Here is a 24461-nt window from a genome sequence, read left to right as displayed (position 1 = left end):
TCACCTTAATCAATCCGAACGCGGATGCGCGACAGCGTCTAGACGCAAAATCAGAATCAACAATATTTCCGGGAGAGACCGCCTTGGATTTCAATCTGCCGGCTGACCTGACAGCCTATCTCGCCGAGCTCGATCGCTTCATCGAACGCGAGATCAAGCCGCTGGAAGAGGCTGACGACAACATCCGCTTCTTCGACCATCGCCGTGAATGGGCGCGCACCGATTTCGACAAGGGCGGCCTGCCGCGCCATGAATGGGAGCTCCTGCTGCGCAAGGCCAAGAACCTGGCCGATGCCGCCGGCCATCTGCGCTTCGCGATCCCGAAGCGCTATGGCGGCAAGGACGGCTCCAACCTGTGGATGGCCGTGATCCGTGAACATTTTGCCTCAAAGGGTCTCGGTTTGCACAACGACCTGCAGAACGAGCACTCGATCGTCGGCAATCTGCCGATCGTGACCATGCTCGACCGGTACGGAACCGACGAGCAGAAGGCGATGATCGACGGCTCGATCACCGGCAAGTACCGCATCACGTTCGGTCTGACCGAGCCCGAGCACGGCTCGGACGCCACCCATATGGAAACCAAAGCGGTTCAGGCCACGCGCGACAACGTCAAGGGCTGGATCATCAACGGCGAGAAGATGTGGACGACAGGCATGCATGTCGCCACGCACTGCGCGCTGTTTGCCCGCACCTCGGGCAATGACGGCGACGCGCGCGGCATCAGCTGCTTCCTGGTGCCGGCGAAATCGGCGGGGGTGAAGGTCGAGGAGTATATGTGGACCTTCAACATGCCGACCGACCATCCGCGGGTCAGCTTCACCGATGTGTTCGTGCCTGAGGATGCGCAGTTCGGCGAGGTCGGCCGCGGGCTGTCGCTGGCGCAATGCTTCGTGCACGAGAACCGCATCCGCCAGGCGGCGAGCTCGCTCGGCGCTGCGGTGTACTGCATCAATGAGAGCGTGAAATATGCCCGCGAGCGCAAGCCGTTCGGCAAGGCGCTGGCCGAGAACCAGGCGATCCAGTGGCCGCTGGTCGAGCTTGCGACCCAGGCCGAGATGCTGCGGCTGTTGATCCGCAAGACCGCCTGGGAGATGGATCAACTGACCCAGGCCCAGGTCGAGCACACGCTGTCCGACCGGGTCTCGATGTGCAATTTCTGGGCAAACCGTCTGTGCTGCGAGGCGGCCGACCGCGCGATGCAGGTGCATGGCGGCATGGGCTATTCGCGCCACAAGCCGTTCGAGCACATCTACCGCCATCACCGCCGCTATCGCATCACGGAAGGCAGCGAGGAAATCCAGAAGCGCAAGGTGGCGGGCTTCCTGTTCGGCTACATGGGAGCCGGCAAGCACTAACGCAGAGGTGGCGGCATGAGCATGGAAGGTGGATGCACCTGCAGAAACGTCCGCTACCGCCTGGCCGGCAGGCCGCTGATCGTGCACGCCTGCCACTGCACCTGGTGCCAGCGCGAGACCGGCACGGTGCACGCGCTCAACGCGATGTATGAGGCCGAGCGGGTCGAGCATATCGCGGCCGAGCCCGAGATCGTCGACACGCCGTCGGCGAGCGGCAAGGGGCAGAAGATCGCGCGCTGCCCCATCTGCAAGGTCGCGGTGTGGAGCAATTATCCGGGCGCAGGACCGGCGGTGCGCTTCGTCCGCGTCGGCACGCTGGATGATCCGAGCCAGTGCGCGCCGGACGTCCACATCTTCACGTCGTCGAAGCAGCCCTGGGTGACGTTCCCGCCGGGCGCAAAAGTATTCGCCGAGTATTACGATCGGAAAGAGGTCTGGCCGAAAGAGGCGCAGGAGCGGTGGCGCGTCTTGCGGGAGAGGACGGGGAAGAAGTGAAGTGCGACACTCCCTCCACCGTCGTCCCTGCTTTCGCACTAGCGTCTCTACACGGTTTTGGGGCGCGACAGATTGACTCGGTGCAGCAAGAAGTGGCGTCTCTGCAGCATGTTGTATGATTCTCTCACGGGCGCTTTGATTCGAAGGAGCGCCAGCGATGCAGCCGGATTTGTCTTTGGGTGAGTTCGGGGACGTTCGTCTCGACAAAAGGGGGCGACGCTTCTCCGGGCTATGCTTTGCACGCGCAGCGTCTGCTTGCGCCAGATGGCCCGGGGCGATTGGGCTGCCAATATGGCGTTCTGGCGGTTTGTGAACAACCCCCAAGTCACGATCGATAAATTGATTGAGGGCTGGAGCGCGCAGACGCGGACTGCGGTCAGCGGGCGTCATGTGCTGGCGATCCAGGATACGAGCGAGGTCAAGTTCCAGACCCAGGCGGGACGGCGGCGCGGGCTGGGCAAAGTCGGCAAGGGCAATGCTCGCGGCGTGCTGTTGCATGCGATGATGGCGGTGGATGCCGACAGCGGGGTCTGTCTTGGCCTTACTGGCGGCAACGTTTGGACGCGCAAAGGCAAGGTAAAAATCCCGCATGAGCGGCGCGCCTTGGCCGACAAGGGTCGGCGCGCTGGGTGACGGCCGCCGAGCAAGGCCGCGACGTCCTGGCAGATGCCCGCATGATCACCGTCGTCAACGACCGCGAGGGGGATTTCTTTGCTCACTGGGCGCTGACGCCAGCTGAGAATGTCCATCTTCTGTCGCGTGCCATGCACGACCATGCGCTGGTCGATGGCGACACACTTTATCAGGCGGTCGAGCGGAGCCGCTTCTGCGACAACGCGGTGATCGATCTGCCGCAGCGAATGGATCGGCGCGGCCGGCAGGCCCATCTCTCGATGCGCTTCGGAACCGTCGTGCTCAAGCGGCCGCAGAGGCCCGGCGTCACCGACTTGGCGGAGGGCATCAAACTCAGCTTCGTAGAAGTGGTCGAGTTGCATCCGCCGAGAGGTGCGGAGCCCATTCGCTGGCTGCTCCTGACCACTCATACGGTCGCCACCGTTAAAGACGCCTGGCAGATCGTCTCCTGGTACCGCCAGCGCTGGATCATTGAGCAACTCTTTCGCTCGCTGAAGAGCCAGGGTTTGCGCATCGAGGATAGTCAGATCGAGAGCGCCGAAGGCCTGATCAAGCTCGTGGCGGTCGCCACCAGAGCGGCATGTATCGTCATTCAACTCGTTCAGGCCCGCAACAGTGGCGAAGAATTGCCGGCTGAATTTGTCTTCACCGCAGAAGAGATCGAGACGCTCAGGGCCATCAACAAAACCATGAAAGGTCGCACCGAGCTTCAGAAAAACCACCATCGCCCCAACACTCTTGCTTGGGCGGCATGGATCATCGCAAAACTCGGCGGATGGACCGGCTACGCCTCCCACCGTCCACCTGGACCAATCACCTTCCACACCGGAATGGCCCGCTTCCAAATCCTCGCAAATGGCCCGACAAACGTGTAGATGCACTAGTGCGAAAGCAGGGACCCATAACCACAGTCGGCTATTGGTTGAACGAGATGTGGCCCCAGCGTCGACAGACAATGAACAACGATGGTTATGGGTCCCGGCCTTCGCCGGGACGACAGAGACCGCTAATTCACCTGCCGGTCCTTGCCCGCCCAATACGGTTCACGCAGGCTCCGCCGCAAAATCTTGCCCGACGGGTTGCGCGGCAGCGCCGGGATGAAGTCGACCGATTTCGGCGTCTTGTAGCCGGCGATCCGCTCGCGCGTGAAGTTGATGATGTCGGCCGCGGTCGCGGCTTTTCCCGGCTTCATCACCACCACCGCCTTCACCGCTTCACCCCATTTGTCGTCGGGAATGCCGATCACAGCGGCCTCCGCCACGTCGGGGTGGTCGCACAGCGCGCTCTCGACCTCGGCTGGATAGATGTTCTCGCCGCCGGAGATGATCATGTCCTTGATGCGGTCGTGGATGTAGAGGTAGCCGTCCTTATCCATGTAGCCGGCATCGCCGGTGCGCAGCCAGCCGTCACCGTCGATCGTGCGCGCGGTGGCCTCGGGCAGATTCCAGTAGCCGGCCATGTTGGAGCCGGAGCGGGTGGCGATCTCGCCGACTTCACCCGGCGGCAGCGGCTTGCCGTCCGGATTGAGGATCGCAAGCTCGATACCGGGCAACGCCTTGCCGGCCGAGCGCATCCGGTCCAGCCCCTCGATGTGATCCTCCGGCGGCAGCGCGACGATGGTGCCGGTGGTCTCGGTCATGCCGTACATCTGCACGAAGCCGCATTTGAAGACCTCGATGCACTCCTTCAGCAGCGCCGCCGGAATCGGTGAGGCGCCATAGAGCATGTATTTCAGGCGTGAGAAGTCGACCTGCCGCGCCCGCGGCTGCCGCACCACGAACTGCATCGCGGCCGGCACCATGAACAGCTTTGTGATGCCGGACTGCTCGAAGAAGTCGAGCACCTTGGTCGGGTCGAACTCGCGCGCGATTACACCGCGGGCGCCGTGATAGAGGCCCATCACGCCCCAGCCGGAGCCGCCGATGTGGAAGATCGGCATCGCGACCAGCGAGACGTCGTCGGTGGTCCAGCGGTTCCACTCTGGCTTCTCGGCCTCGTTGCCGCTTTGCACGAGGTTGAGGAAATTGGCGTGTGACAGCATCGCGCCTTTCGGCTTGCCCGTCGTGCCCGAGGTGTAGAGCTGGATCGCGATGTCCTTCGGCTCGATCGCAACGCGCGGGTCGTCGCCGCCCTGCGCATCGCGCCAGGCGACGAAGTCGGGCCATTCCGGCGCGCCGCCCTCGGTCGTGATGATGGTGCGGACGCTGGGCAGCTTGTCGCTGATGTTGCGCGCCTGCGTGATGAATTCGGGGCCGACGAACAGGACGGGGGCCTTGCAGTCGTCGACGATGAAGGCGACCTCGGGGCCTGCAAGGCGCCAGTTCACCGGCGCCATCACCACACCGGCCTTCATCGCGCCCATCAACAGCTCGAAATAGAAATCGCTGTTCTTGCCGAGATAGGCGATGCGCTCGCCCTTCTCGACGCCTATCGCGATCAGCGCGTTGGCGACGCGGTTGGTCTTGATGTCGAACCCGGCGAAGCTGGTTTGCCGTCCCTCGAATTCATAGGCCAGCGCAGCGCCGCGGCTTTTGGCGCGCTCGCGCACCATGTCGGCAAGGTTGGTCAGTTTCGGCGCGTCGGACATGTTTCCCCCGTGACGTCTTTTGGTTGCGCGGAGTGTGGCGGCATCCGGCAGCAAAGACAATACGGGAGGGGTGTCCACGATCCATCCACATCGTCGTCCCGGGCAAGCGAAGCGCGACCCGGGACCCATAACCACAGGATCGAGTTGTCGAGCGCGCTGTGGCCCCAGCGTACTCGGTAGCTTTGAGCGGTGGTTATGGGTCCCTGCTTTCGCAGGGACGACAGGAGTGATTGAGGAGCAAGCGCGGGCTTCAGCCCCGCGCCGCGCGGTCCTTCTCGTTCTGGGCCTTGATCGACTCGCGCGCCTTGGTCCAGTCGTCGTCGCTCCAGTCGCGGAGCTGGTAGAAATTGCCGCCCATCGCGAGCGCCTGCGCGCCGTCCATGGCAATGGTCTCGCCGTTGATCCAGTCGCAGCCGCCGGAAATCAGGAACACCGCGAGGTTCTGCAATTCCTCCATGGTGCCGACGCGGCCCATCGGGTTCATCGCCTTGGTGCGCGCGCCGGCCTCGTCGCCGGGCTTGATGCGCTTGCTCATGCCTTCGGTCGGGATCTCGCCGGGCGCGATGGTGTTGAGGCGGATGCCGTGACGGCCCCACTCGATGGCGAGCGACATGGTCATGGCGTGGATCGCCGACTTGCTCATCGCCGATGGCACCACGTAAGGCGAGCCGTTGCGCACCCAGGTCACGGTGATCGACACCACGTTGCCGCGATGCCCTCCGGCGATCCAGCGCCGGCCCACCGCGTGCGTCACGTAGAAGGTGCCGTGCATCACGATGTTGGCGACCGCATCGAAGCCGCGCGGCGACAATTCTTCCGAGCGCGAGATGAAATTGCCGGCGGCGTTGTTGATGAGATCGGTGAGGGGGCCGCTGGTGGTCCAGATCGCCTCGATCATCTCGTCGACCGCCATGGCATTGCGGATATCGACGCCGTGGCTGACCACGCGCCCGCCATGCTCGGCCATCAGCTCGGTCGCGGTTTCGTCGCAGACGCTCTTGCGGCGGCCGCAGATATGCACCTCGGCCCCGAGTTGCAGGAACCGCGAGGCCATGGACTTGCCGAGGCCGGTGCCACCACCGGTTACCAGTATGCGCCGCCCGGCAAGAAGCTGATCAGAGAACATCGTTTCCTCCACGGGGGTTGTCAGTTAATTGGTCGATTGACTAAAAGCGGACAACGGCCTTTCTGTAAAGCGCCAACAAGGAACAGCGGAGGAGATTTCAATGGAAGATCGCGTTTCGATATCGATTTCGGACGGTATCGCCGATGTCCGCCTGGTGCGGGCGGACAAGATGAACGCGCTCGACGCCGCGATGTTCGAGGCATTGGTGGCCGCAACCGACCGGCTTTCCAGGGAAAAAGCGGTTCGGGTGGTGGTGCTGTCCGGAGAGGGCCGGGCGTTCTGCGCCGGGCTCGACATGGGCCGCTTCGCCGCCATGAAGGACGGCGGTAACGGAGTGCCGGGCGGCGAGAAGCGCGATCTCACCGTCCGCACCCACGGCAAGGCCAATTTCCCGCAGCAGGCGGTCTGGGGCTGGCGCCAGCTTCCGGTGCCCGTGATCGCAGCGGTTCACGGTGTCGCGTTCGGCGGCGGCTTCCAGCTCGCGCTCGGCGCCGACATGCGCTTCCTCTCGCAGGATGCACGGATGTCGATCATGGAAATCAAATGGGGTCTTGTGCCCGACATGGCGGGCACGCCGATTCTGGCGAGCCTCGTGCGCGACGACATCCTGCGCGAGCTCACCTATACCGGCCGCATCTTCTCGGCGCAGGAGGCCCAAAGTTACGGCCTTGCCACCCGCGTCTGCGACGACCCGCGCGCCGCGGCGCTCGAAGTCGCGCGCGAGATCGCCGGCAAGAGCCCGGATGCGATCCGTGCCGCCAAGCGCATGCTCAACAATCTGTCGGTCGACCCGGCGGCCGCGCTGCTCGCGGAATCGGTCGAGCAGCAGAAATTGCTCGGCAGCCCGAACCAGACCGAATCCGTGCGCGCCAATCTGGAGAAGCGCGCGCCAAGGTTTGCGGATGCGGGGTAACGACCGCAGTCATTCCGGGGGATGCGCAAGCATCGAACCATGGTGCGCAATTGCGCACCGGAGAATCTCGAGATTCCGGGTTCGCGCTCTGCGCGCCCCGGAATGACATTTAACCCGACGAAAGATCGGACAACGACAATGGAAACGTCCCAGCCCTTCCTCGGCATCGTCAGCGGCGGTCGCCGGCGCGATCACGCTGCAGTGGCCGAGCGCGCCGACCGTATTGCCAGCGGCCTCAACGAGCTCGGCGTCAAGCCGGGCGACAGCGTCTGCATGCTGATGCGCAACGACATCGCCTTCATCGAGGCTGCCTATGCCGCGATGCGGCTCGGCGCCTATGGCGTGCCGATCAACTGGCACTTCAAGCCGGAGGAGATCAACTATGTACTGACGGATTCCGGCACGCGCGTCCTGATCGGTCATGCCGACATGCTGCATCCGCTGCGCGGCGCGATCCCGCCCGGCGTCATCGTGCTCAGCGTGCCGACGCCACCGGAAATCCTCGCCAACTACAAGATCAATCCCGATCATCTGGCGACACCGGATTTCGCGATCAATTTCGAAGCCTGGCTCGCGCAATTCCCGCGCTATAACGGCCCGGTGGTGCCGCAGCCGCAGAACATGATCTACACCTCGGGTACCACAGGCCATCCGAAGGGCGTGCGCCGCTTTGCGCCGACGCCGGAGCAGACCGCCAATGCGGAAGCAATGCGCGCGATGATCTACGGCCTGAAGCCCGGTGCACGTGCGATCCTGCCGGGACCGCTCTACCATTCCGCGCCGAATTCCTTCGGCTTGCGCTCGGGCAAGCTCGGCGGCGCGCTGGTGCTGATGCCGCGCTTCGACGCGGAGGAGTTTCTGCAGCTGATCGCGCGCGAGCGGATCGACACCATCTTCATGGTGCCGACGATGTTCATCCGCCTGATGAAGCTGCCAGAGGAGGTGCGCCGGAAGTACGACATGTCGTCGCTGCGCCATATCATCCATGCCGCCGCGCCCTGTCCGCCCGATGTCAAGCGCGCCATGATCGAATGGTGGGGGCCGGTGATCTACGAGTTCTACGGCTCGACCGAGTCAGGCGCGGTGACCTTCGCCAATTCCGAGGACGCGCTGAAGAAGCCCGGCACGGTCGGAAAGATCTCGCCCGGTGCCGAGCTTCGCTTCATTGGCGACGACGGCAAGGAGGTGCCGCAGGGCCAGATCGGCGAGATCTATTCGCGGATCAAGGGCAATCCCGATTTCACCTATCACAACAAGGCCGAGAAGCGCGCCGAGATCGACCGGCAGGGATTCATCACCTCGGGCGACGTCGGCTATATCGATGCCGACGGCTACGTCTTCATCTGCGATCGCAAGCGCGACATGGTGATCTCGGGCGGCGTCAACATCTATCCGGCCGAGATCGAGGCGGTGCTGCATGCCGTCCCCGGCGTGCACGACTGCGCGGTGTTCGGCATTCCCGATGCCGAGTTCGGCGAGGCGCTGATGGCGGTGGTCGAGCCGCAGCCAGGCGTCGTGCTCGACATCGCCTCCGTCCGCGCCCAGCTGAAGACCGCGCTCGCCGATTACAAGGTGCCCAAGCACATCGAGATCCAGACCAACCTGCCGCGCGAGGATTCCGGAAAGATCTTCAAGCGCCGGCTGCGCGATCCCTATTGGGAGCGGGCGGGGCGGAGGATCTAGCCCGTCGTCCCGGGCAAGTCAACGGGTCGGCGTGAAGCGCCGCCCGATGACAGGCTCCGCGCGACCCGGGACCATAACCACCAATCTCCGTGTTGCGCGCTGCGGTAGCCCCAACTTGCTTCGACCGCAGCCGCCGGTGATTATGGGTCCCGGCGTTCGCCGGGACGACATTGGTGTGTGTGCACCGCCACCAAGTTCATCTTGCGCTGCGGCAAAAAAAGCGCACACTCGGGAGGAGCCGGGCAGCCTCCGGAGTAGCCGAGCCATGTCTCCCCAGGTAATGCCTCCCCAGACCATGCCGTCCGAGACGGAAATCCGCGCCAAACGTGCCGCAGAGGCCAGCCTTCTGGAAGCGGCTGCGCAGGAGGAGGATGCGCGGCTCCGGAATGACATCCGCCTTTTGGGGCGCGTTCTCGGCGACACCGTGCGCGACCAGGAAGGGGCCGACGTATTCGACCTGGTCGAGCGCATCCGCCAGACCTCGGTTCGCTTCCATCGCGACGAGGACAAGCTGGCGCGGCGGGAGTTGGAGAGCATCCTCGACGGCATGTCGATTGCCGAGACGCTGCAGATCGTCCGCGCCTTCAGCTATTTCTCCCACCTCGCCAACATCGCTGAGGACCAGAACAACATCCGCCAGATGCGCAGCCGCGGCCCGAGCGGCGCGCCGCGGCCGAGCACGTTGGAACAGACGCTGGTGCATGCCCGTCAGGCCGGCATCAGCCCGGCCGATCTGCGTAGCTTCTTCAAGAGCGCGCTCGTCAGCCCGGTATTGACCGCGCATCCGACCGAGGTCCGCCGCAAGAGCACGATGGATCGCGAGATGGAGATCGCGGATCTGCTCGACCGCCGCGAGCGGCTGCAGATGACGCCGGACGAATGCGAGGCCAGCGACGAGCAGCTTCGCCGCGCCGTGGTGACGCTGTGGCAGACCAATCTGCTGCGCCGGACCAAATTGACCGTCCTCGACGAGGTCGCCAACGGCCTGTCATTCTACGACTACACCTTCCTGCAGGAGGTGCCGCGGCTGCATTGCGCGCTGGAGGATCGCCTGAACAAGGAGGGTGGCGAGGCCGGCGAACTCGCTTCCTTCCTCAGGATGGGAAGCTGGATCGGCGGCGATCGCGACGGCAATCCCTTTGTCACCGCGGAGGTGATGCGCGGCACGCTGCGCCTGCAGTCGAGCCAGGCGCTCAACTTCTACCTCGAGGAGCTGCATGCGCTTGGCGCCGAATTGTCGCTGGCGGCGCATCTCGCCGACGTCTCGGACGAGCTGCGGAGCCTCGCCGAGCGTTCGCCCGACACCTCGCCGCATCGCAGCGGCGAGCCGTATCGGCTGGCCGTATCGGGCATCTATGCGAGGCTTGCGGCGACGGCCTCTCGGCTCGAGGTCGAGACCACGCGGCCGCCGGTTGGCAAGGCCGAGCCCTATGCGCGCGCCAGGGAATTCCAGGCCGATCTCGACGTGCTCAACCGCTCGCTGATCGCGAACAATTCCAGCGTGATCGCGCGCGGCCGGCTGCGGCTGTTGCGGCGGGCGATCGATTGCTTCGGCTTCCATCTGGCGCGGCTCGACATCCGCCAGAACTCGGCGGTGCACGAGCGCACCATCGCCGAGTTGTTCGATACCGCCAATCCGGGGATGTCCTATCTGGCGCTCGGCGAGGACGCCCGCGTCGGCCTGCTGCTCGGCGAGCTGCGCAATGCGCGGCCGCTGGCCTCGCCCTTCGTGAAATATTCCGAGGAGACCCAGAGCGAGCTCGCCGTGTTCCGAGCCGCGGCCGAGGCGCACGCCAGGTTCGGGCCGGAGGTCATCTCTCAATGCATCATCTCGATGTGCCAGGGCATGTCCGACATGCTTGAGGTCGCGGTGTTGCTGAAGGAGGTCGGGCTCGTCAACCCGTCCGGCCGCAGCGCCGTCAACATTGTGCCGCTGTTCGAGACGATCGAGGATCTGCAGGCCTCCAGCGGTATCATGGACCGCATGCTGGTGCTGCACGACTATCGCAAGCTGGTCGACAGTCTCGGCAGCGTGCAGGAGGTGATGCTCGGCTATTCCGACAGCAACAAGGATGGCGGCTTCGTCACCTCGGGTTGGGAGCTCTACAAGGCCGAGATCGGCCTCGTCGAGGTGTTCGAGCGCCACGGCGTGCGGCTGCGCCTGTTCCACGGCCGCGGCGGTTCGGTCGGCCGCGGCGGCGGCCCGAGCTATGATGCGATCATCGCGCAGCCCGGCGGCGCCGTGAACGGCCAGATCCGCATCACGGAGCAGGGCGAGATCATCTCGTCGAAATATTCCAATGCCGAGGTCGGCCGCAGCAATCTGGAGATCCTCGCCGCGGCGATGCTGGAAACCAGCCTGCTGCAGCCGCGGCAGAGCGCGCCGCGCCCCGAATATCTCAAGGCGATGGAGGAAATTTCCGGGCTCGCCTTCAAGGCCTATCGCGGCCTCGTCTATGAGACCGAAGGCTTCGCCGATTATTTCTGGGGTTCGACCGTCATCAATGAGATCGCGACGCTGAACATCGGCAGCCGCCCGGCCTCGCGCAAGAAGACCCGCGAGATCGAGGACCTGCGCGCCATCCCGTGGGTGTTCTCCTGGGCGCAGTGCCGGCTGATGCTGCCGGGCTGGTATGGCTTCGGCAGCGCGGTCGAGAGCTGGATATCCGAGCATCCGGAGCAGGGTATGCCGTTCCTGCAGGAGCTCTATCGGGAATGGCCGTTCTTCCGCACACTATTGTCCAACATGGACATGGTGCTGGCGAAGAGCTCGATCGCGATCGCCTCGCGCTATGCCGAGCTGGTGCCCGACGTCGCGTTGCGCGAGAAGATTTTTGGCCAGATCCGCCGCGAATGGCACCTGTCGATCGAGACGCTGCTCGACATCATGGGGCATGACCGGCTGCTGCAGGGCAACCCGCTGCTGGAGCGCGGCATCCGCAACCGCTTCCCTTACATGGATCCGCTCAATCACGTGCAGGTCGAGCTGTTGAAGGAGTATCGCGCGCAGAACCCGGACGAGCAGGTGCTGCGCGGGATCCAGATCACGATCAACGGGATTTCGGCGGGACTGCGGAATAGCGGGTAACCACAGCGTCGTCCCGGCGAACGCCGGGACCCATAACCACGACCGGGAGTGTCGTGAACGATGTGGGCCCCAGCTTTCTTCAACAACCAACTGCAGTGGTAATGGGTCCCGGCCTTCGCCGGGACGACGGTTAGATCAGCAGTTGTGCGCGCCCTTCGTCTCCACATAGACCGCGTAGAGCGACTGGCTTGCTGTCATGAACAGGCGGTTGCGCTTCTTGCCGCCGAAGGTGAGGTTGGCGCAGGTCTCCGGCAGCAGGATCTGGCCGATCCGCTGGCCGTCGGGCGCAAACACCTGCACGCCGTCATAGCCGGGTCCGACCCAGCCGGCGCCGACCCAGATATTGCCGTCGATGTCGACACGCATTCCGTCCGGGAAGCCTGACTTGCCGTCCAGCGTCATGTCGATCAGCGTGCGCGGGTTGGAGAGCTTGTCGCCGTTGAGGTCGTACTGCCAGACGATGTTCTTGGCGTTCGGATAGTGCGTGATGCCGGTGTCGCAGACGTAGACCTTCTTGTAGTCGTGGCTGAAGGCGATGCCGTTCGGCTTGAACGGATCGTCGGCGACCTTGGTGATCTGACCGGTCGCAGCATCGATGCGATAGACGGCTTCCTTCTGGTAGGGCTGCTTCGATCCCGTGTTGGCCAGTTGGCCCTCATAGATCGAGATCGCGCCATAGCCGGGATCGGTGAACCAGATCGACTTGTCGTTGGGATGCACGACCATGTCGTTCGGCCCGTTGAGCTGCTTGCCATTGGCCTGCTCCGCCAAGGGCGTGACGGTTCCGTCGTGCTCGTAGCGCACCAGCCGCGTGCGCTCGGCGGTGATCTGGCGGCCCTCGAAATCGAAGGTCGAGCCGTTGGCCTCGTTTGACGGCTTGTGGAATTGCTCGGAGATGTGGCCGTCATCGTCGAGATAGCGCAACTGCCGGTTGGCCGGGATATCGCTCCAGACCAGATACTGTCCCTGCGCGTTCCAGGCCGGGCCTTCCGCCCACAGGCAGCCGGTGTAGAGCCGCTTGATCGCGGTGTTGCCGACCTTGGCCTTGAAGCGCTTGTCGTCGATCACGACGATGTCTGGATCGGGATAGCGCTGCGGCTCCGCGTTGGGGCCGAAGTCGCGCGCTGCGGCATCGGATGCCGCCATCGCGGTTGCAGCAAGCGCGGTTGCGCCGCGCAAGATTGTCCGACGGTCGAACGCCTTCGCACCGTCGCCCTCGTGTTTCTGAATGTTGCTTGGATTTGTCACGAAAGTCCTCCCAGGCTTTTTTGTTATCGGGAGGACGATCATACCCCCGCAATTCTGGCACAATGCGGGCACGCCATGATGAAACAACCAAAGAGTGTGTCGCCCCCGCTGTTTCGCGGAGGCGACGAATTCACAAAACTGTCAGATCGGATTGGAGGATCAGATCAAGTTCAGATCGGATCCCAGGTGAAGACGTCGGCCGAGCGGTCGAGCTTGGCGAACGATCCCTTCAGCGCCGGCATGCCTTGTTCGGCAATGGTCTCGGGCGTCCAGCCTTCGCCGCGATGCACCGAGCGCACCGGACGATGCTGGCCGAACAGGAAGATCTCGTTCATGCGCACGCCGAAGATCTGTCCGGTGACGTCCTTGGCCGCGTCCGAGAGCAGATAGGCGCAGACCGGCGCGATCTTCTCCGGCCCCATCTGCTTGATCTTCTCGACGCGCGCCTTCTCGGCGTCGGTCTCGGTCGGGATGGTGCCGATCATGCGGGTCCAGGCGAACGGCGACACGCAGTTCGAGCGCACGTTGAAGCGGCCCATGTCGAGCGCGATCGATTTCGACAGGCCGACGATGCCGAGCTTGGCGGCGGCGTAGTTGGCCTGGCCGTAATTGCCGATCAGGCCGGAGGTCGAGGTGAAGTGCACGAAGGAGCCCGACTCCTGCTCGCGATAGATCCGCGCGGCGGCGTGGCTCACATAGAACGAGCCCATCAGGTGCACCTTGATGACGGCCTCGAACGCTTCCACGCTCATCTTGTGGAAGATCATGTCGCGCAGGATGCCGGCATTGTTGACGACGCCGTCGAGCCGGCCGAAATGATCGGTCGCGGTCTTCACGATCTTGCTGGCGGGGATGGCTTCCGCCACCGACTCGAAATTGGCGACCGCGGTGCCGCCGCGCTTCTTGATCTCCTCGACCACCTCCTCGGCGGGTGCGGCGCTCGAGCCGCCGCCGTCGGCGGCGCCGCCGGGATCGTTGACCACGACCTTGGCGCCTTCCGCCGCGCAGAGCAGCGCGATCTCGCGGCCGATGCCGCGGCCCGCGCCGGTGACGATGATGACTTTATCCTGCAGTGATTTTGCCATGTCGCTTCTCCTGGTTTGCTCTCCGTCATTCCGGGATGGTGCGAAGCACCAGACCCGGAATCTCGAGGTTCCGGGTTCGCGCTTCGCGCGCCCCGGAACGACGGAGCTGTTACTTCTCGTTCGTAAAGATGATCGTGCCACTTGCGGCGAACATGCCGCCGACGCCGTGGCAGACCGAGATCTTTGCGTTCGGCACCTGCGCCGGCGCGATGCCGCGCATCTGCCGCACGCTCTCCTGCAGCGCGTACATGCCGTACATGCCGGAGTGCATGTAGCTGAGGCCGCCGCCATTGGTGTTGAGCGGCAGCTTGCCGCCGGGGCGGGTGTTGCCGTCGGCGATGAACTTGCCGGTCTCCTCGTACGGCATGAAGCCGAGGTCGCCGAGGCCGTAGAGCGGCAGATGCGCGAAGGCGTCGTAGATCATCAGATGATCGACGTCCTTGTGGGTGATGCCGGCCTCCTTGAAGGCCAGGGGACCCGCCACCTTGAAGGCGCGTGACGAGTCGAACGTCTTCATCTGGCTGACCATCGGCGTCTCCACGCTCTCGCCCGTGCCGAGGATGTAGACCGGCTTGTTCGGAAAATCCTTGGCGCGGTCGGCCGAGGTGAGGATCAGCGCGCCGCCGCCGTCGGTGACGAGGCAGCATTGCAGCAGCCGGAACGGATAGGCGATCATCCGCGAGTTCAGGACGTCGGCGACGGTGATCGGATCCTTCATGGTCGCGCGCGGGTTCTTCGCCGCCCATTCGCGCTGCACCACCGCGACCATCGCGAGCTGCTCATGCGTGATGCCGTGGGTCTTCATGAACCGCAGCACGGGAATCGGAAACATGCTCGGCGGCCCGTAGACACCGAACGGTGCCTCGAACTGGCCGTTGAGGCTGTCGGCGGGCGTGAAGCGCGGCTGCTTGCCGATCATCGACTTGCCGCTTTCGGCATGCGTGATCAGAACGGTCTTGCACAGGCCGGCCTCGATCGCGGCGGCGGCGTGGCGGACGTGCAGCATGAAGGAGCAGCCGCCGACCGAGGTGCCGTCGACCCAGGTCGGCGTGATGCCGAGATAGTGCGCCATCTGCTGCGGGGTCTCCACCGCGGTAGCGAAGCCGTCGATGTCGGACAGCTTCAGGCCGGCGTCCGCGATCGCATTCAGCGCCGCGTCCGCGTGCAGCTGGATCTGCGACATGTTCGGGATGACGCCGAGTTCGGTGGTTTCAGCCGCGCCGACGACGGCAACCTGGTTCCTGCGCATCACATTACCCCTTTGCCGGACGGAACAAGGGAAGCGTGATCTTGTCGTCGAGCGCCTCGAAGGCGACCTCGAGCCGCATGTCGAGCTCGAGCGCTTCCGGCGTCTGCGGACAATCGATGACGTTGCTCATCATGCGCGGGCCCTCGTCGAGCTCGACGACCGCGATCGCATAAGGCGGCGTGAAGCCGGGCGCTGCGGGACGGTGGTTGATGACGTAGCTGTAGAGCTTGCCCTTGCCACTGGCCTTGAAGATCGAGACCTTGCGCGAGGCGCAGGAGGGGCAGAACGGCCGCGGCGGAAAGTAGACATTGGCGCAGGCATCGCAGCGCTGCAGGCGCAGCTCGCCAGCCTTGGTGCCATCCCAGAAATGCTGGGTCTCCGGTGTCGGTTTTGGTTTCGCGCGCGCGGGCTCGGCCATGTCTGATGTCTCCTCCCGAAATCGTTACAGTCTTGATGCGACATTGAACCAAGGCCCGTCAACGGTCCATCCATGCTCCGCGCAGCGGCCTGTGTCCCGCGCATGCCGCATATTCCGCCCCTCGCACAATTGCTAAGGCCGCGATGCTTGTGTCGCTCCTATCCGGCGCGTAGAAGGGCCGCGGTTCAAGACACGTCCAAGATAGCCGGGAGGAACAATATCATGCTGAGGATCATCGGCGCGGCACTCGCTGCCAGCCTCGCATTCGCCACGCAGGCGATGGCCGCCGACGCACCGTCGGAGATCAAGATCGGCACGCTCTACGCATCCTCGGGGCGCTACGCCTCGATCTCGATGCCGGTCTACAGCTCGCTGAAATTGTGGGTCGAGCAGAAGAACGCCGGGGGCGGCGTGTTCGTGAAGGCGTTCGACAAGAAGATCCCGATCAAGCTCGTCTCCTATGACGACCAGAGCAACACCGCGACCGCCTCGACGCTTTATAATCAGCTCGTCACCCAGGATAAGGTCGATCTCCTGGTCGCCGATTCCGGATCGGTGCTGACGGCGCCCGCGGTTGCGATCGCGCGCGATCACAAGATGTTCCTGTTCGACCAGACCGGCACCGGCGCGAGCTTCTTCTCCAAGGACAATCCCTACATCGCGCTGATGGCCGATCCGGTGTCGACGGTGTGGCCGAAGCCGGTCGCCGACTTCATCAGCCATGACGGCCCTGGCCTCGGCATCAAGAAGGTCGCGATCCTCTATTCGACCAACGAGTTCACCGGCACCCAGGCCAACGCGTTCCGCAAGTTCGTTAAGGAGTCCGGCGCGCCGATCGAGATCGTCTATGACCAGGGCGTTCCGACCGAGACCACCAACTACAACGTCATCATCAACAACATCAGCAACGCCAATCCGGACGCGGTGATCCATTTCGGCTATGCGCCGAACGACATCGCCTTCCTGCGCAACGTCCAGGACGTCGGCACCAAGTTCAAGATGCTGTTCGCGATCTATGCCGGTCTCGAGACCGAGTTGCTCGAGAAGAATGTCGGCGCCAAGGGCCTCGAGCACATCTGGACCTACGTGCCGCCGTCCGAATTGGACTATCCCGTCAATTTCGGGATGAACATGAAGGACTTCCGCGCCGCCTGGACCAAGAAGTACAACGACGGCAAGATGGAGTTCGGCTTCAACGCGGTGGCCGGCTACACCACGGCGCTGGTGATCGAGAAGACGCTGTCGGTTGCGACCAGCCTCGACCAGATGGAGCTGCGCCGCGCGGTGTTCTCGCTCAGCGGCCAGCTCAAGACGCTGGACGGCACCTTCGCGCTGGATGAGACCGGCGGCCAGATCGGCGAACTGACGCCGCTCGGCCAGCTCACGGTCGATGAGCACGATCACATCAAGTTCGTCTCGATCTATCCGCACGACACCGCCAACGGCAAGCCGATCTATCCGGCGCCGTGATGCAGGTGAGTGCGGCAGGCGTAACCTTCGGCGGCGAGCGGTAGCATGACCTATGCGCTCGTTGCCGGCGTGCTGTTCGGGCTGTACTTCAGCCTGGTCGGCATCGGTCTCAATCTCGTGTTCGGCGTCATGCGCATCGTCAACCTTGCGCATGGCGACATCCTGATGCTCGGCGCCTTCATCGCGCTCGGCGTGGTCGGCCTCGCCGGCATCGACCCGCTGTTCGCGGTGCCGCTGGCCTTCGTGGTGTTCGTGCTGGTGGGCGTGCTGCTGTACTGGGTGCTGGTGCCGCGGCTGCAGGGCTCGGCCAATCCGGAAATGCTGTCGATCATCCTGTTCTTCGGCCTGTCGCAGGTGATCGAGGCCGTCACCACGATCTTCGCCGGCACCAGCGAGCGCTCGATCCAGAGCCGGCTGCTCGGCACCGTGTTCACGACCATCAAGGTGAAGTGGTTCGGCGGCAAGGCGGGCGGGGCAGGGCCGATCCAGATCTTCGGCCAGGGTTTTCCCGCGCCTTGGGTGATCGCGGCCATCACCAGCCTGATCGCGATCGCGCTGGTCTACCTCTATCTCTACCACACAAGGCTCGGCACCCTGACCCGCGCGGTGATGTCACGGCGCGACGAGGCATTGGCGACCGGCATCGACGTCGATCGCGTCTCGGCGGCGGCGTTCGGTATCGGGCTCGGCATCGCGGCGGTCGCCGGCGTGTTCGCGCCCTTCATGTTCGGCTCGGTGACGCCGGCGTTCGGCGCCGACGCGACCGTGACGTCGTTTGCGATCGTCGTGCTGGGTTCGCTCGGCAATCCGCTCGGCACCGCGCTCGGCGGTGTCGTCTACGGCCTGTGCTACATGCTGGTGCAGACCTATCTCAGTTCCTGGGCCGACTTGCTGCCCTATGTGTTGTTGATCGTGATCCTGTTGTTGCGTCCGAGCGGTCTGCTCGGAAGGCGGGTGCGCGTTGCATAACGCCTCGAAACACCTGCTGTTCATCCTGGCGCCGCTGGTGGTGGTGTTCGCACTGCTGCCCGGCGTCTATCAAAACCATCTGCTGCTGTTCAACTTCGTGATCTTCCTGATCCTCGCGCAAGGCGTGAACATCATCTATGGCTTCACCGGCTATCTGCCGTTCGGCTATGTCGGCTTCTTCGGCGCCGGGGCCTATGGCTTCGCCATCATGGTGATGCATCTGCATACACCGGCGCCGCTCGCCGTGCTGGTCGGCGGCGTCGTCGCGGTTGCGCTCGGCCTGCTATTGACACCGCTGCTGCGGCTGTCGGGTGCATATTTTGCGATCGCCAATCTCGCGGCCTCGCTCGCGGTGCTGCACTTCGTCGCCAACCCGGCGCTGGAGGGCATCACCAAGGGACCCTACGGCGTGTCGCTCACCGGCACGTTCAACCCGACCCACGCCTATTATGCCGCGGTCGTCGTGATGGCGCTGACCGTCGGTGCGGTGGTCTATCTCAAGAACTCGCCGTTCGGGCTGGCGCTGCAGGCCGTGCGCGAGGATGCGGTGTCGGCCTCGATGGCCGGCGTCGACATCGTGAAGATGCGGGTGATTGCCTGGCTCGCCTCGGCGCTGGTCGCAGGCCTCGCCGGCGGCATCTACGCCTGGTACGTCTCGGTGTTCTATCCGGACAACGTGTTCTCCGGCGAGTTCTCGATCTTCGCGATCGTGTTCGCGCTGTTCGGCGGCGTCGCCACCATCACCGGACCGATCGTCGGCGTGCTGATTCTCTACGGCATCTACAATCTGATCGGCTTCACCACACCGCAATATTTCCAGCTGATCTATGGTCTTTTGATCATGGGCCTAGTGCTGTTCCTGCCCGCAGGACTGGTGTCGCTGGCAACCCGCAGGGGGTGGCATGTCCCCTGAGAAAACCTCGATCCTCAAGGTCTCCAAGCTGGTCAAGCGCTTCGGCGGTTTCCATGCGCTCGACGGCCTCAGCTTTCACGTCGTGCCGGGCGAGATCCTCGGTTTGGTCGGTCCGAACGGCTCCGGCAAGACCACGGCGATCAACGTGATCTCCGGTCTCTATGCGCCTGATGGCGGCGAGGTCGTGTTCGACGGCGCGTCCGCCGGCGGCGTCGCCTCGCACAAGCTCGTTCACCGCGGCATCAACCGCACCTTCCAGGTGCCGAAGCCGTTCCTGTCGCTCACGGTACGCGAGAACATCCAGGTGGCGCTGGCCTATGGCGGCGCGACCGGTGCGCCGTCGATTGCCGAACTGCTTGAGGATTTCAGGCTGAAGGAGGTCGCCGACCGTCCGGCCGCCGATCTCAACAGCGCGCAGCAGAAGATGCTCGATCTGACCCGTGCGCTCGCCACGCGGCCGCGGCTGCTGCTGCTCGACGAACTCGCGGCCGGCCTAAACCCGGCGGAGCTCGACTGGATCGCCGGCCGCATCAAGGCCTTGGCCGCGACCGGCATGGCGATCATCGTGGTCGAGCATCTGATGGGCTTCATCGAGCAGATCACTGACCGCGTCATCGTGCTCAATGCGGGCAAGGAGATCTTCGAGGGCACGCTGGCGACCGCGGTGCGCGAGCCGCAGGTGATCGAGGTGTTTTTGGGAGGCGAGCATGTCCACTGATGCGGTGCCGCTTCTGGACACGAGGGGCGTCGATGCCGGCTACGGCACCATGCAGGTGCTGTGGGGCGTCGATCTCGACGTCCGCCCCGGCGAGACCGTGCTGCTGCTCGGCGCCAACGGCGCGGGCAAGACCACGTTCCTGAAGTCGCTGGTCGGCCTGATCGAGGCCCGCAGCGGCCACATCAAGCTCGGCGGCGAGGACATCACCCAGATGCGCTCGTCGGACCGCATGAAGCGCGGCATGACCTACATGTCGGAGCTTGCGGTGTTTCCCGACCTGTCGATCGAGGAAAATATCCGCGTCGGCGCGCAGGCGCTGGGCCATGCCAATCCGGGGGCGCGGGTCGACGAACTGTACGGCCTGTTCCCGGTATTGCGCGACAAGCGCCGCGACCCCGCATCCAGCCTGTCCGGCGGTCAGCGCAAGATGCTCGGCATCGCCAAGGCGCTGTCGGCCGAGCCGAAGCTGCTGGTGATGGACGAGCCCTCGGCCGGGCTGTCGCCGCTGTTCGTCAAGGAGGTGCTGCGCGCCTTGTCGAGCCTGCAGGGCCGCGGATTGGCACTCTTGATCGCCGAGCAAAATATCGGTTTTCTCGAGATTGCCACCCGCGTATTCGTGCTGGAAGGTGGGCGGATCCGCTTCTCCGGCACGGTTGCCGAGATGAGCGGCAATGAAGAGCTGCACCGCGCCTATTTCGGGCTGAAGTGATGCGAGGTGAGGGGCCGGCGGGCTGGAAATCGGCCCCGGTTCGGGCGACAATCAGCTGCAAGCCATGAAGTGCAAGCCGTGAAGTGAAAGCCATGCCCAAGAATCCGACACTCGCCTCCCTTGCCGCCGATCTCGCCAGCGGCACGACCTCTGCCCGCAAGCTCGTCGAGCAGTGCATCGCCAAAATCGCTGATCCCTCAGGCGAGGGCCAACGCACTTTCATCCATGTCGACCGCGACGCCGCGCTCGAGGCCGCCGACGCCATGGACCGGCTGCGCAAGGCCAACGCCGCGCCGTCGCCCTTTGCCGGCATTCCAGTCTCGATCAAGGACCTGTTCGACATCAAGGGGCAGGTGACGCGGGCGGGCTCGCGCGCGCTGGAGGATTCGGCGCCGGCGGATGCCGATGCACCTGTCGTGGCGCGGCTCAAGCGCGCCGGCTTCATCGTGATCGGCCGCACCAATATGACGGAGTTCGCCTATTCCGGCATCGGCATCAATCCGCATTACGGCACGCCGAAGAGCGCCTGGAACCGGAGCGCCGGCCACGTGCCGGGTGGCTCGTCCTCGGGGGCGGCGGTCTCGATCGCCGACGGCATGGCGTTCGGCGCGCTCGGCACCGACACCGGCGGCTCCTGCCGAATCCCCGCCGCCTTCAACGGCATCGTCGGCTACAAGCCGACGCAACGTCGGATTCCGCTCGATGGCGGCGTGCCGCTGTCGTTCACGCTCGACAGCTACGGCCCGCTGGCCAATTCGGTGGCCTGCTGCGCCGCGCTCGACGCGGTGCTGGCGGATCAGCCAGTGACGCCGGTCTCACCGCGCCCGGTGAAAGGCATGCGGTTCGCGGTGCCGACCACGGTCGCTCTCGACGACCTCGACGAGGCCGTCGCGAAAACCTTCGAGCGCGCGCTCGCGGCGTTGTCGCGCGCAGGCGCCTTGATCGAGCGGATCGAGGTGCCCGAATTGCTCGATGTCGGCGTCATGAACGCCAAGGGCGGCTTTGCCGCCGCCGAAAGCTATGCCTGGCATCGCTTCCTGCTGGCCAGCAAGGGCGACATCTACGATCCGCGCGTCGCCGTGCGCATCCAGCGCGGCGAGGGCTTTCCGGCCGCCGACTATATCGATCTGCTCAACGCACGCCGCTCCTTCATCGCCCGTACCGAGAAGCGGATCGTGCCCTATGATGCGATGGTGCTGCCGACCACGGCGAACCTGCCGCCTACGATCGCCAGCCTCACCGACGACAAGGCGTTCGCCACCGAGAATTTGCGCGCGCTGCGCAATTGCACGCTGATCAATGTGCTCGACGGCTGCGCGATCTCGCTGCCCGCGCATCGCGAGGGCGAGGCACCGGTCGGCCTGATGCTCGCCGCCGCGGGCGGTTCGGATCGGCGCATTTTCGAGCTCGCTGCCGGAATGGAGACCGTGATCCGTGTTTGATCTCACCTTCAATGTCGACGACAAGGGCGTCGCCACTCCGCTGACGCTGGAAATCAGGCAGGCCGTGATCGCCGGCTGGACCGGCCGCGATCCGGTGGCGCGCGACAAGCATATCGCCGAGCTCGAGGCACTCGGCATCGCACGGCCCGCGACCACGCCGATCTACTACCGCTGCTCGGCGCGCCGGCTCACCTTCGCCGATGCCATCGAGGTCTGCGGCGAGGATTCGAGCGGCGAGGTCGAGTTCGTGCTGATCGGCTGGCAGGGCCGCATCTTCGTCGGCTGCGGCTCCGACCACACCGACCGCAAGGTCGAGAGCTACAGCGTCACGGTGTCGAAGCAGATGTGCGACAAGCCGATGGCGTCGGAGCTGTGGGAACTCGAGGACGTCATCGGTCACTGGGACCAGCTGGTGCTGCGCTCCTGGGCCGTGATCGGCGGCCAGCGCGTGCTCTACCAGGAAGGCACGCTCGATCACATGCTGCCGGTGAAGGAGCTGATCGCGCGCGGCTTCGACCAGGGCGCGCTGCCGGACGGCTGCGCCATGTTCGGCGGCACCTTCGCCGCCAAGGGCGGCATCCGCCCGGCCAGCCGGTTCGAGTTCGAGCTGGAAGACCCGGTGCTGAAGCGGAAGATTAGCCACGGGTACGACGTGATCACGCTGCCGGTAAGGGGCTGATCGCTCGCCGCGCGTTGTTGTGAGGAGATGACCGACGCTTTCTCCACGTGCGTCGTCCCGGCGAAAGCCGGGACCCATAACCACAGAGTGTTGTGGTTGGCACGCTGTGGCCCCAGCGATCTCAACAACTGACGACGGTGGCTATGGGTCCCGGCTTTCGCCGGGACGACACCGTAATTGTGGTGACGTTCTCTGCATCTTTTCGATCGGAAATCGTGTGGCGCTGGCCGCAATCAGGGGCCAGATTCCGTCCCATGACAGCAACAGCCAAAACCATCACCCGCCCATCCACCGGCATCCCGGCCCGCGTCGACGGGCTCGACTGGGACCAGATCAAGACCGACCTCGACGAGCAAGGATGCGCCGTCCTCAATAATCTGCTGACGCCTGAGGAATGCGATGCCATCGCGGCGCTGTATCCCGACGACAGCCAGTTCCGTAGCCGGATCGTGATGGGCCGTCACGGCTTCGGCCGCGGTGAGTACAAGTATTTCTCCTATCCGCTGCCGGATTTGATCGCGGAGCTGCGGCCGGCGCTCTATGCGCGGCTGACCGCGACCGCCAATCGCTGGAACGAGACGATGGGGATCGATATCCGATATCCTCCGTCGCATGCGGCGTTCCTGAAGCGCTGCCATGACGCCGGACAGACGCGACCGACGCCGCTGCTGCTGCAATATGGCGAGGGCGACTACAACTGCCTGCACCAGGATCTCTATGGCGAGCACGTGTTTCCGATCCAGGTCGCGATCCTGCTGTCGCAGCCCGGGCGCGATTTTACGGGTGGCGAATTCGTGCTGACCGAGCAGCGGCCGCGGATGCAGTCGCGGCCCGAGGTGGTGCCGCTCACCAAGGGCGATGCGGTGGCCTTTGCCGTGCATCACCGTCCGGTACAGGGGACGCGCGGACCGTATCGTGTCAATCTGCGCCACGGCGTCAGCAGGATTCGCTCCGGCCATCGCCACACCGTTGGTGTGATCTTCCACGACGCGAAGTGAGTGTGAGAGAGGCGTGGGCGCTGATCTGTTCGAGACAATTGGCGATGCACGGCCGTCGCGCGAGACGATCGCGGATGGCGCGGTGCTGCTGCGCGGCTTTGTCCGGCCGTTCGAGGCCGAGCTGATCCCGGCCTTGCGCGCCATCGTCAAGCAGGCGCCGTTCCGGCATCTGATCACGCCGGGCGGCCACCGCATGTCGGTGGCGATGACGAATTGCGGCAGCGTCGGCTGGGTCTCCGATCCCGGCGGCTATCGCTATGATGCGATCGATCCCGACTCGGGGCAGCCCTGGCCTGAAATGCCGGAGGTGTTGCGCAGGCTCGCCGCCGACGCCGCTGATGAGGCCGGCTTCAACGGCTTCGCGCCTGAGGCCTGCCTGATCAATCGCTACGTCCCCGGCGCAAAACTGTCGCTGCATCAGGACAAGGACGAGCTCGACTACCGCGCACCGATCGTGTCGATCTCGCTCGGGCTGCCGGCGATCTTCCTGTTCGGCGGCCTGCAGCGCAGCGACACGCCGCGCCGCTATCGACTCGAACATGGCGACGTTGCGGTGTGGGGCGGCCCGTCACGGCTATTTTATCACGGCGTGGCACCGCTCGCCGATGGCGAACACGGCGTGCTCGGCCGCCAGCGCATCAATTTGACCTTCCGCAAGGTGCGCTGAAGCGCCGGGTGGT

General features: G+C 64.6%; 22 protein-coding genes. 16 read left to right on the top strand and 6 right to left on the bottom strand.

What is annotated here, in order from left to right; translation table 11 throughout:
• The first annotated feature begins 83 nt into the window (after positions 1–83).
• From QA635_RS28790 to QA635_RS28775, 4 genes are all read left to right on the top strand, one after another.
• Positions 84–1358, top strand: a complete 1275-nt coding sequence (locus QA635_RS28790) for an acyl-CoA dehydrogenase family protein (protein ID WP_038388013.1) — start codon at positions 84–86, stop codon at positions 1356–1358.
• Positions 1359–1373: 15 nt separating this feature from the next.
• Complete coding sequence (locus QA635_RS28785) at positions 1374–1853, top strand: GFA family protein (RefSeq protein ID WP_283062871.1); 480 nt, start codon at positions 1374–1376, stop codon at positions 1851–1853.
• Between the two features lie 255 nt (positions 1854–2108).
• Positions 2109–2486 (top strand): hypothetical protein, encoded by a 378-nt coding sequence (locus QA635_RS28780; protein ID WP_283062869.1) that lies wholly within the window; start codon positions 2109–2111, stop codon positions 2484–2486.
• Positions 2487–2527: 41 nt separating this feature from the next.
• Positions 2528–3361: an IS4 family transposase gene (locus QA635_RS28775; protein WP_283062867.1), complete on the top strand. Its 834-nt coding sequence runs from the start codon at positions 2528–2530 to the stop codon at positions 3359–3361.
• A 131-nt stretch (positions 3362–3492) separates the two neighbouring features.
• On the opposite strand, the gene QA635_RS28770 is transcribed toward QA635_RS28775, so the two are convergent.
• Positions 3493–5073, bottom strand: a complete 1581-nt coding sequence (locus tag QA635_RS28770) for a fatty acid--CoA ligase (RefSeq protein ID WP_283062865.1) — start codon at positions 5071–5073, stop codon at positions 3493–3495.
• A 250-nt stretch (positions 5074–5323) separates the two neighbouring features.
• The gene (locus tag QA635_RS28765) at positions 5324–6199 is read right to left on the bottom strand and encodes an SDR family oxidoreductase (RefSeq protein WP_018270548.1); all 876 of its coding nucleotides are present in this window, start codon (positions 6197–6199) and stop codon (positions 5324–5326) included.
• A 100-nt stretch (positions 6200–6299) separates the two neighbouring features.
• On the opposite strand from QA635_RS28765, the gene QA635_RS28760 reads away from it, so the two are divergent.
• The 3 genes from QA635_RS28760 (at position 6300) to ppc (ending at position 11883) form a co-directional block, all read left to right on the top strand.
• Complete coding sequence (locus QA635_RS28760) at positions 6300–7112, top strand: crotonase/enoyl-CoA hydratase family protein (RefSeq protein ID WP_283062863.1); 813 nt, start codon at positions 6300–6302, stop codon at positions 7110–7112.
• A gap of 138 nt (positions 7113–7250) precedes the next feature.
• Positions 7251–8795 (top strand): acyl-CoA synthetase, encoded by a 1545-nt coding sequence (locus tag QA635_RS28755; protein WP_283062862.1) that lies wholly within the window; start codon positions 7251–7253, stop codon positions 8793–8795.
• Between the two features lie 280 nt (positions 8796–9075).
• Positions 9076–11883, top strand: coding sequence for a phosphoenolpyruvate carboxylase (gene ppc / locus QA635_RS28750; protein ID WP_283071872.1), 2808 nt, complete (start codon positions 9076–9078; stop codon positions 11881–11883).
• A 135-nt stretch (positions 11884–12018) separates the two neighbouring features.
• On the opposite strand, the gene QA635_RS28745 is transcribed toward ppc, so the two are convergent.
• The 4 genes from QA635_RS28745 to QA635_RS28730 all read right to left on the bottom strand — a co-directional run bounded on the left by QA635_RS28745 (position 12019) and on the right by QA635_RS28730 (position 15883).
• A complete protein-coding gene (locus QA635_RS28745; RefSeq protein ID WP_283062860.1) occupies positions 12019–13131 on the bottom strand; it encodes an SMP-30/gluconolactonase/LRE family protein in 1113 nt (370 codons plus the stop codon).
• Between the two features lie 170 nt (positions 13132–13301).
• Positions 13302–14216 carry an SDR family oxidoreductase gene (locus QA635_RS28740; protein ID WP_283062858.1) on the bottom strand — a complete coding sequence of 305 codons (915 nt, stop codon included), beginning with the start codon at positions 14214–14216 and terminating at the stop codon, positions 13302–13304.
• A gap of 109 nt (positions 14217–14325) precedes the next feature.
• Positions 14326–15465, bottom strand: a complete 1140-nt coding sequence (locus QA635_RS28735) for a thiolase C-terminal domain-containing protein (protein WP_092083354.1) — start codon at positions 15463–15465, stop codon at positions 14326–14328.
• Between the two features lie 4 nt (positions 15466–15469).
• Entirely contained in the window at positions 15470–15883 is a 414-nt protein-coding gene (locus QA635_RS28730; RefSeq protein ID WP_283062856.1) for a Zn-ribbon domain-containing OB-fold protein, read from the bottom strand.
• 222 nt (positions 15884–16105) lie between these two features.
• On the opposite strand from QA635_RS28730, the gene QA635_RS28725 reads away from it, so the two are divergent.
• The 9 genes from QA635_RS28725 (at position 16106) to alkB (ending at position 24448) form a co-directional block, all read left to right on the top strand.
• A complete protein-coding gene (locus QA635_RS28725; RefSeq protein WP_283062854.1) occupies positions 16106–17353 on the top strand; it encodes an amino acid ABC transporter substrate-binding protein in 1248 nt (415 codons plus the stop codon).
• A gap of 45 nt (positions 17354–17398) precedes the next feature.
• Positions 17399–18322: a branched-chain amino acid ABC transporter permease gene (locus QA635_RS28720; protein WP_050386056.1), complete on the top strand. Its 924-nt coding sequence runs from the start codon at positions 17399–17401 to the stop codon at positions 18320–18322.
• Positions 18315–19235, top strand: a complete 921-nt coding sequence (locus QA635_RS28715; RefSeq protein WP_283062852.1) for a branched-chain amino acid ABC transporter permease — start codon at positions 18315–18317, stop codon at positions 19233–19235. The genes QA635_RS28720 and QA635_RS28715 overlap by 8 nt, the downstream gene beginning before the upstream one ends.
• Complete coding sequence (locus QA635_RS28710) at positions 19225–19953, top strand: ABC transporter ATP-binding protein (protein WP_283062850.1); 729 nt, start codon at positions 19225–19227, stop codon at positions 19951–19953. Before QA635_RS28715 ends, QA635_RS28710 begins: the two co-directional genes overlap by 11 nt.
• Positions 19943–20662 carry an ABC transporter ATP-binding protein gene (locus QA635_RS28705; RefSeq protein ID WP_283062848.1) on the top strand — a complete coding sequence of 240 codons (720 nt, stop codon included), beginning with the start codon at positions 19943–19945 and terminating at the stop codon, positions 20660–20662. Before QA635_RS28710 ends, QA635_RS28705 begins: the two co-directional genes overlap by 11 nt.
• 92 nt (positions 20663–20754) lie before the next feature.
• A complete protein-coding gene (locus QA635_RS28700; RefSeq protein WP_283062847.1) occupies positions 20755–22104 on the top strand; it encodes an amidase in 1350 nt (449 codons plus the stop codon).
• Entirely contained in the window at positions 22097–22783 is a 687-nt protein-coding gene (locus QA635_RS28695; RefSeq protein ID WP_283062845.1) for a DUF2848 domain-containing protein, read from the top strand. The genes QA635_RS28700 and QA635_RS28695 overlap by 8 nt, the downstream gene beginning before the upstream one ends.
• A gap of 254 nt (positions 22784–23037) precedes the next feature.
• Positions 23038–23781, top strand: coding sequence for a 2OG-Fe(II) oxygenase (locus tag QA635_RS28690; protein WP_283062843.1), 744 nt, complete (start codon positions 23038–23040; stop codon positions 23779–23781).
• 13 nt (positions 23782–23794) lie between these two features.
• On the top strand, positions 23795–24448 hold the full coding sequence (alkB, locus tag QA635_RS28685) for a DNA oxidative demethylase AlkB (protein WP_283062841.1): 654 nt from the start codon (positions 23795–23797) through the stop codon (positions 24446–24448).
• Positions 24449–24461 lie beyond the last annotated feature (13 nt).

The sequence above is a fragment of the Bradyrhizobium brasilense genome (genome assembly GCF_029714345.1).
Lineage (GTDB): Bacteria > Pseudomonadota > Alphaproteobacteria > Rhizobiales > Xanthobacteraceae > Bradyrhizobium > Bradyrhizobium australafricanum.
The sequence above is the reverse complement of the archived record's forward strand: the minus strand, read 5'-3'. Positions and strand labels throughout refer to the sequence as shown.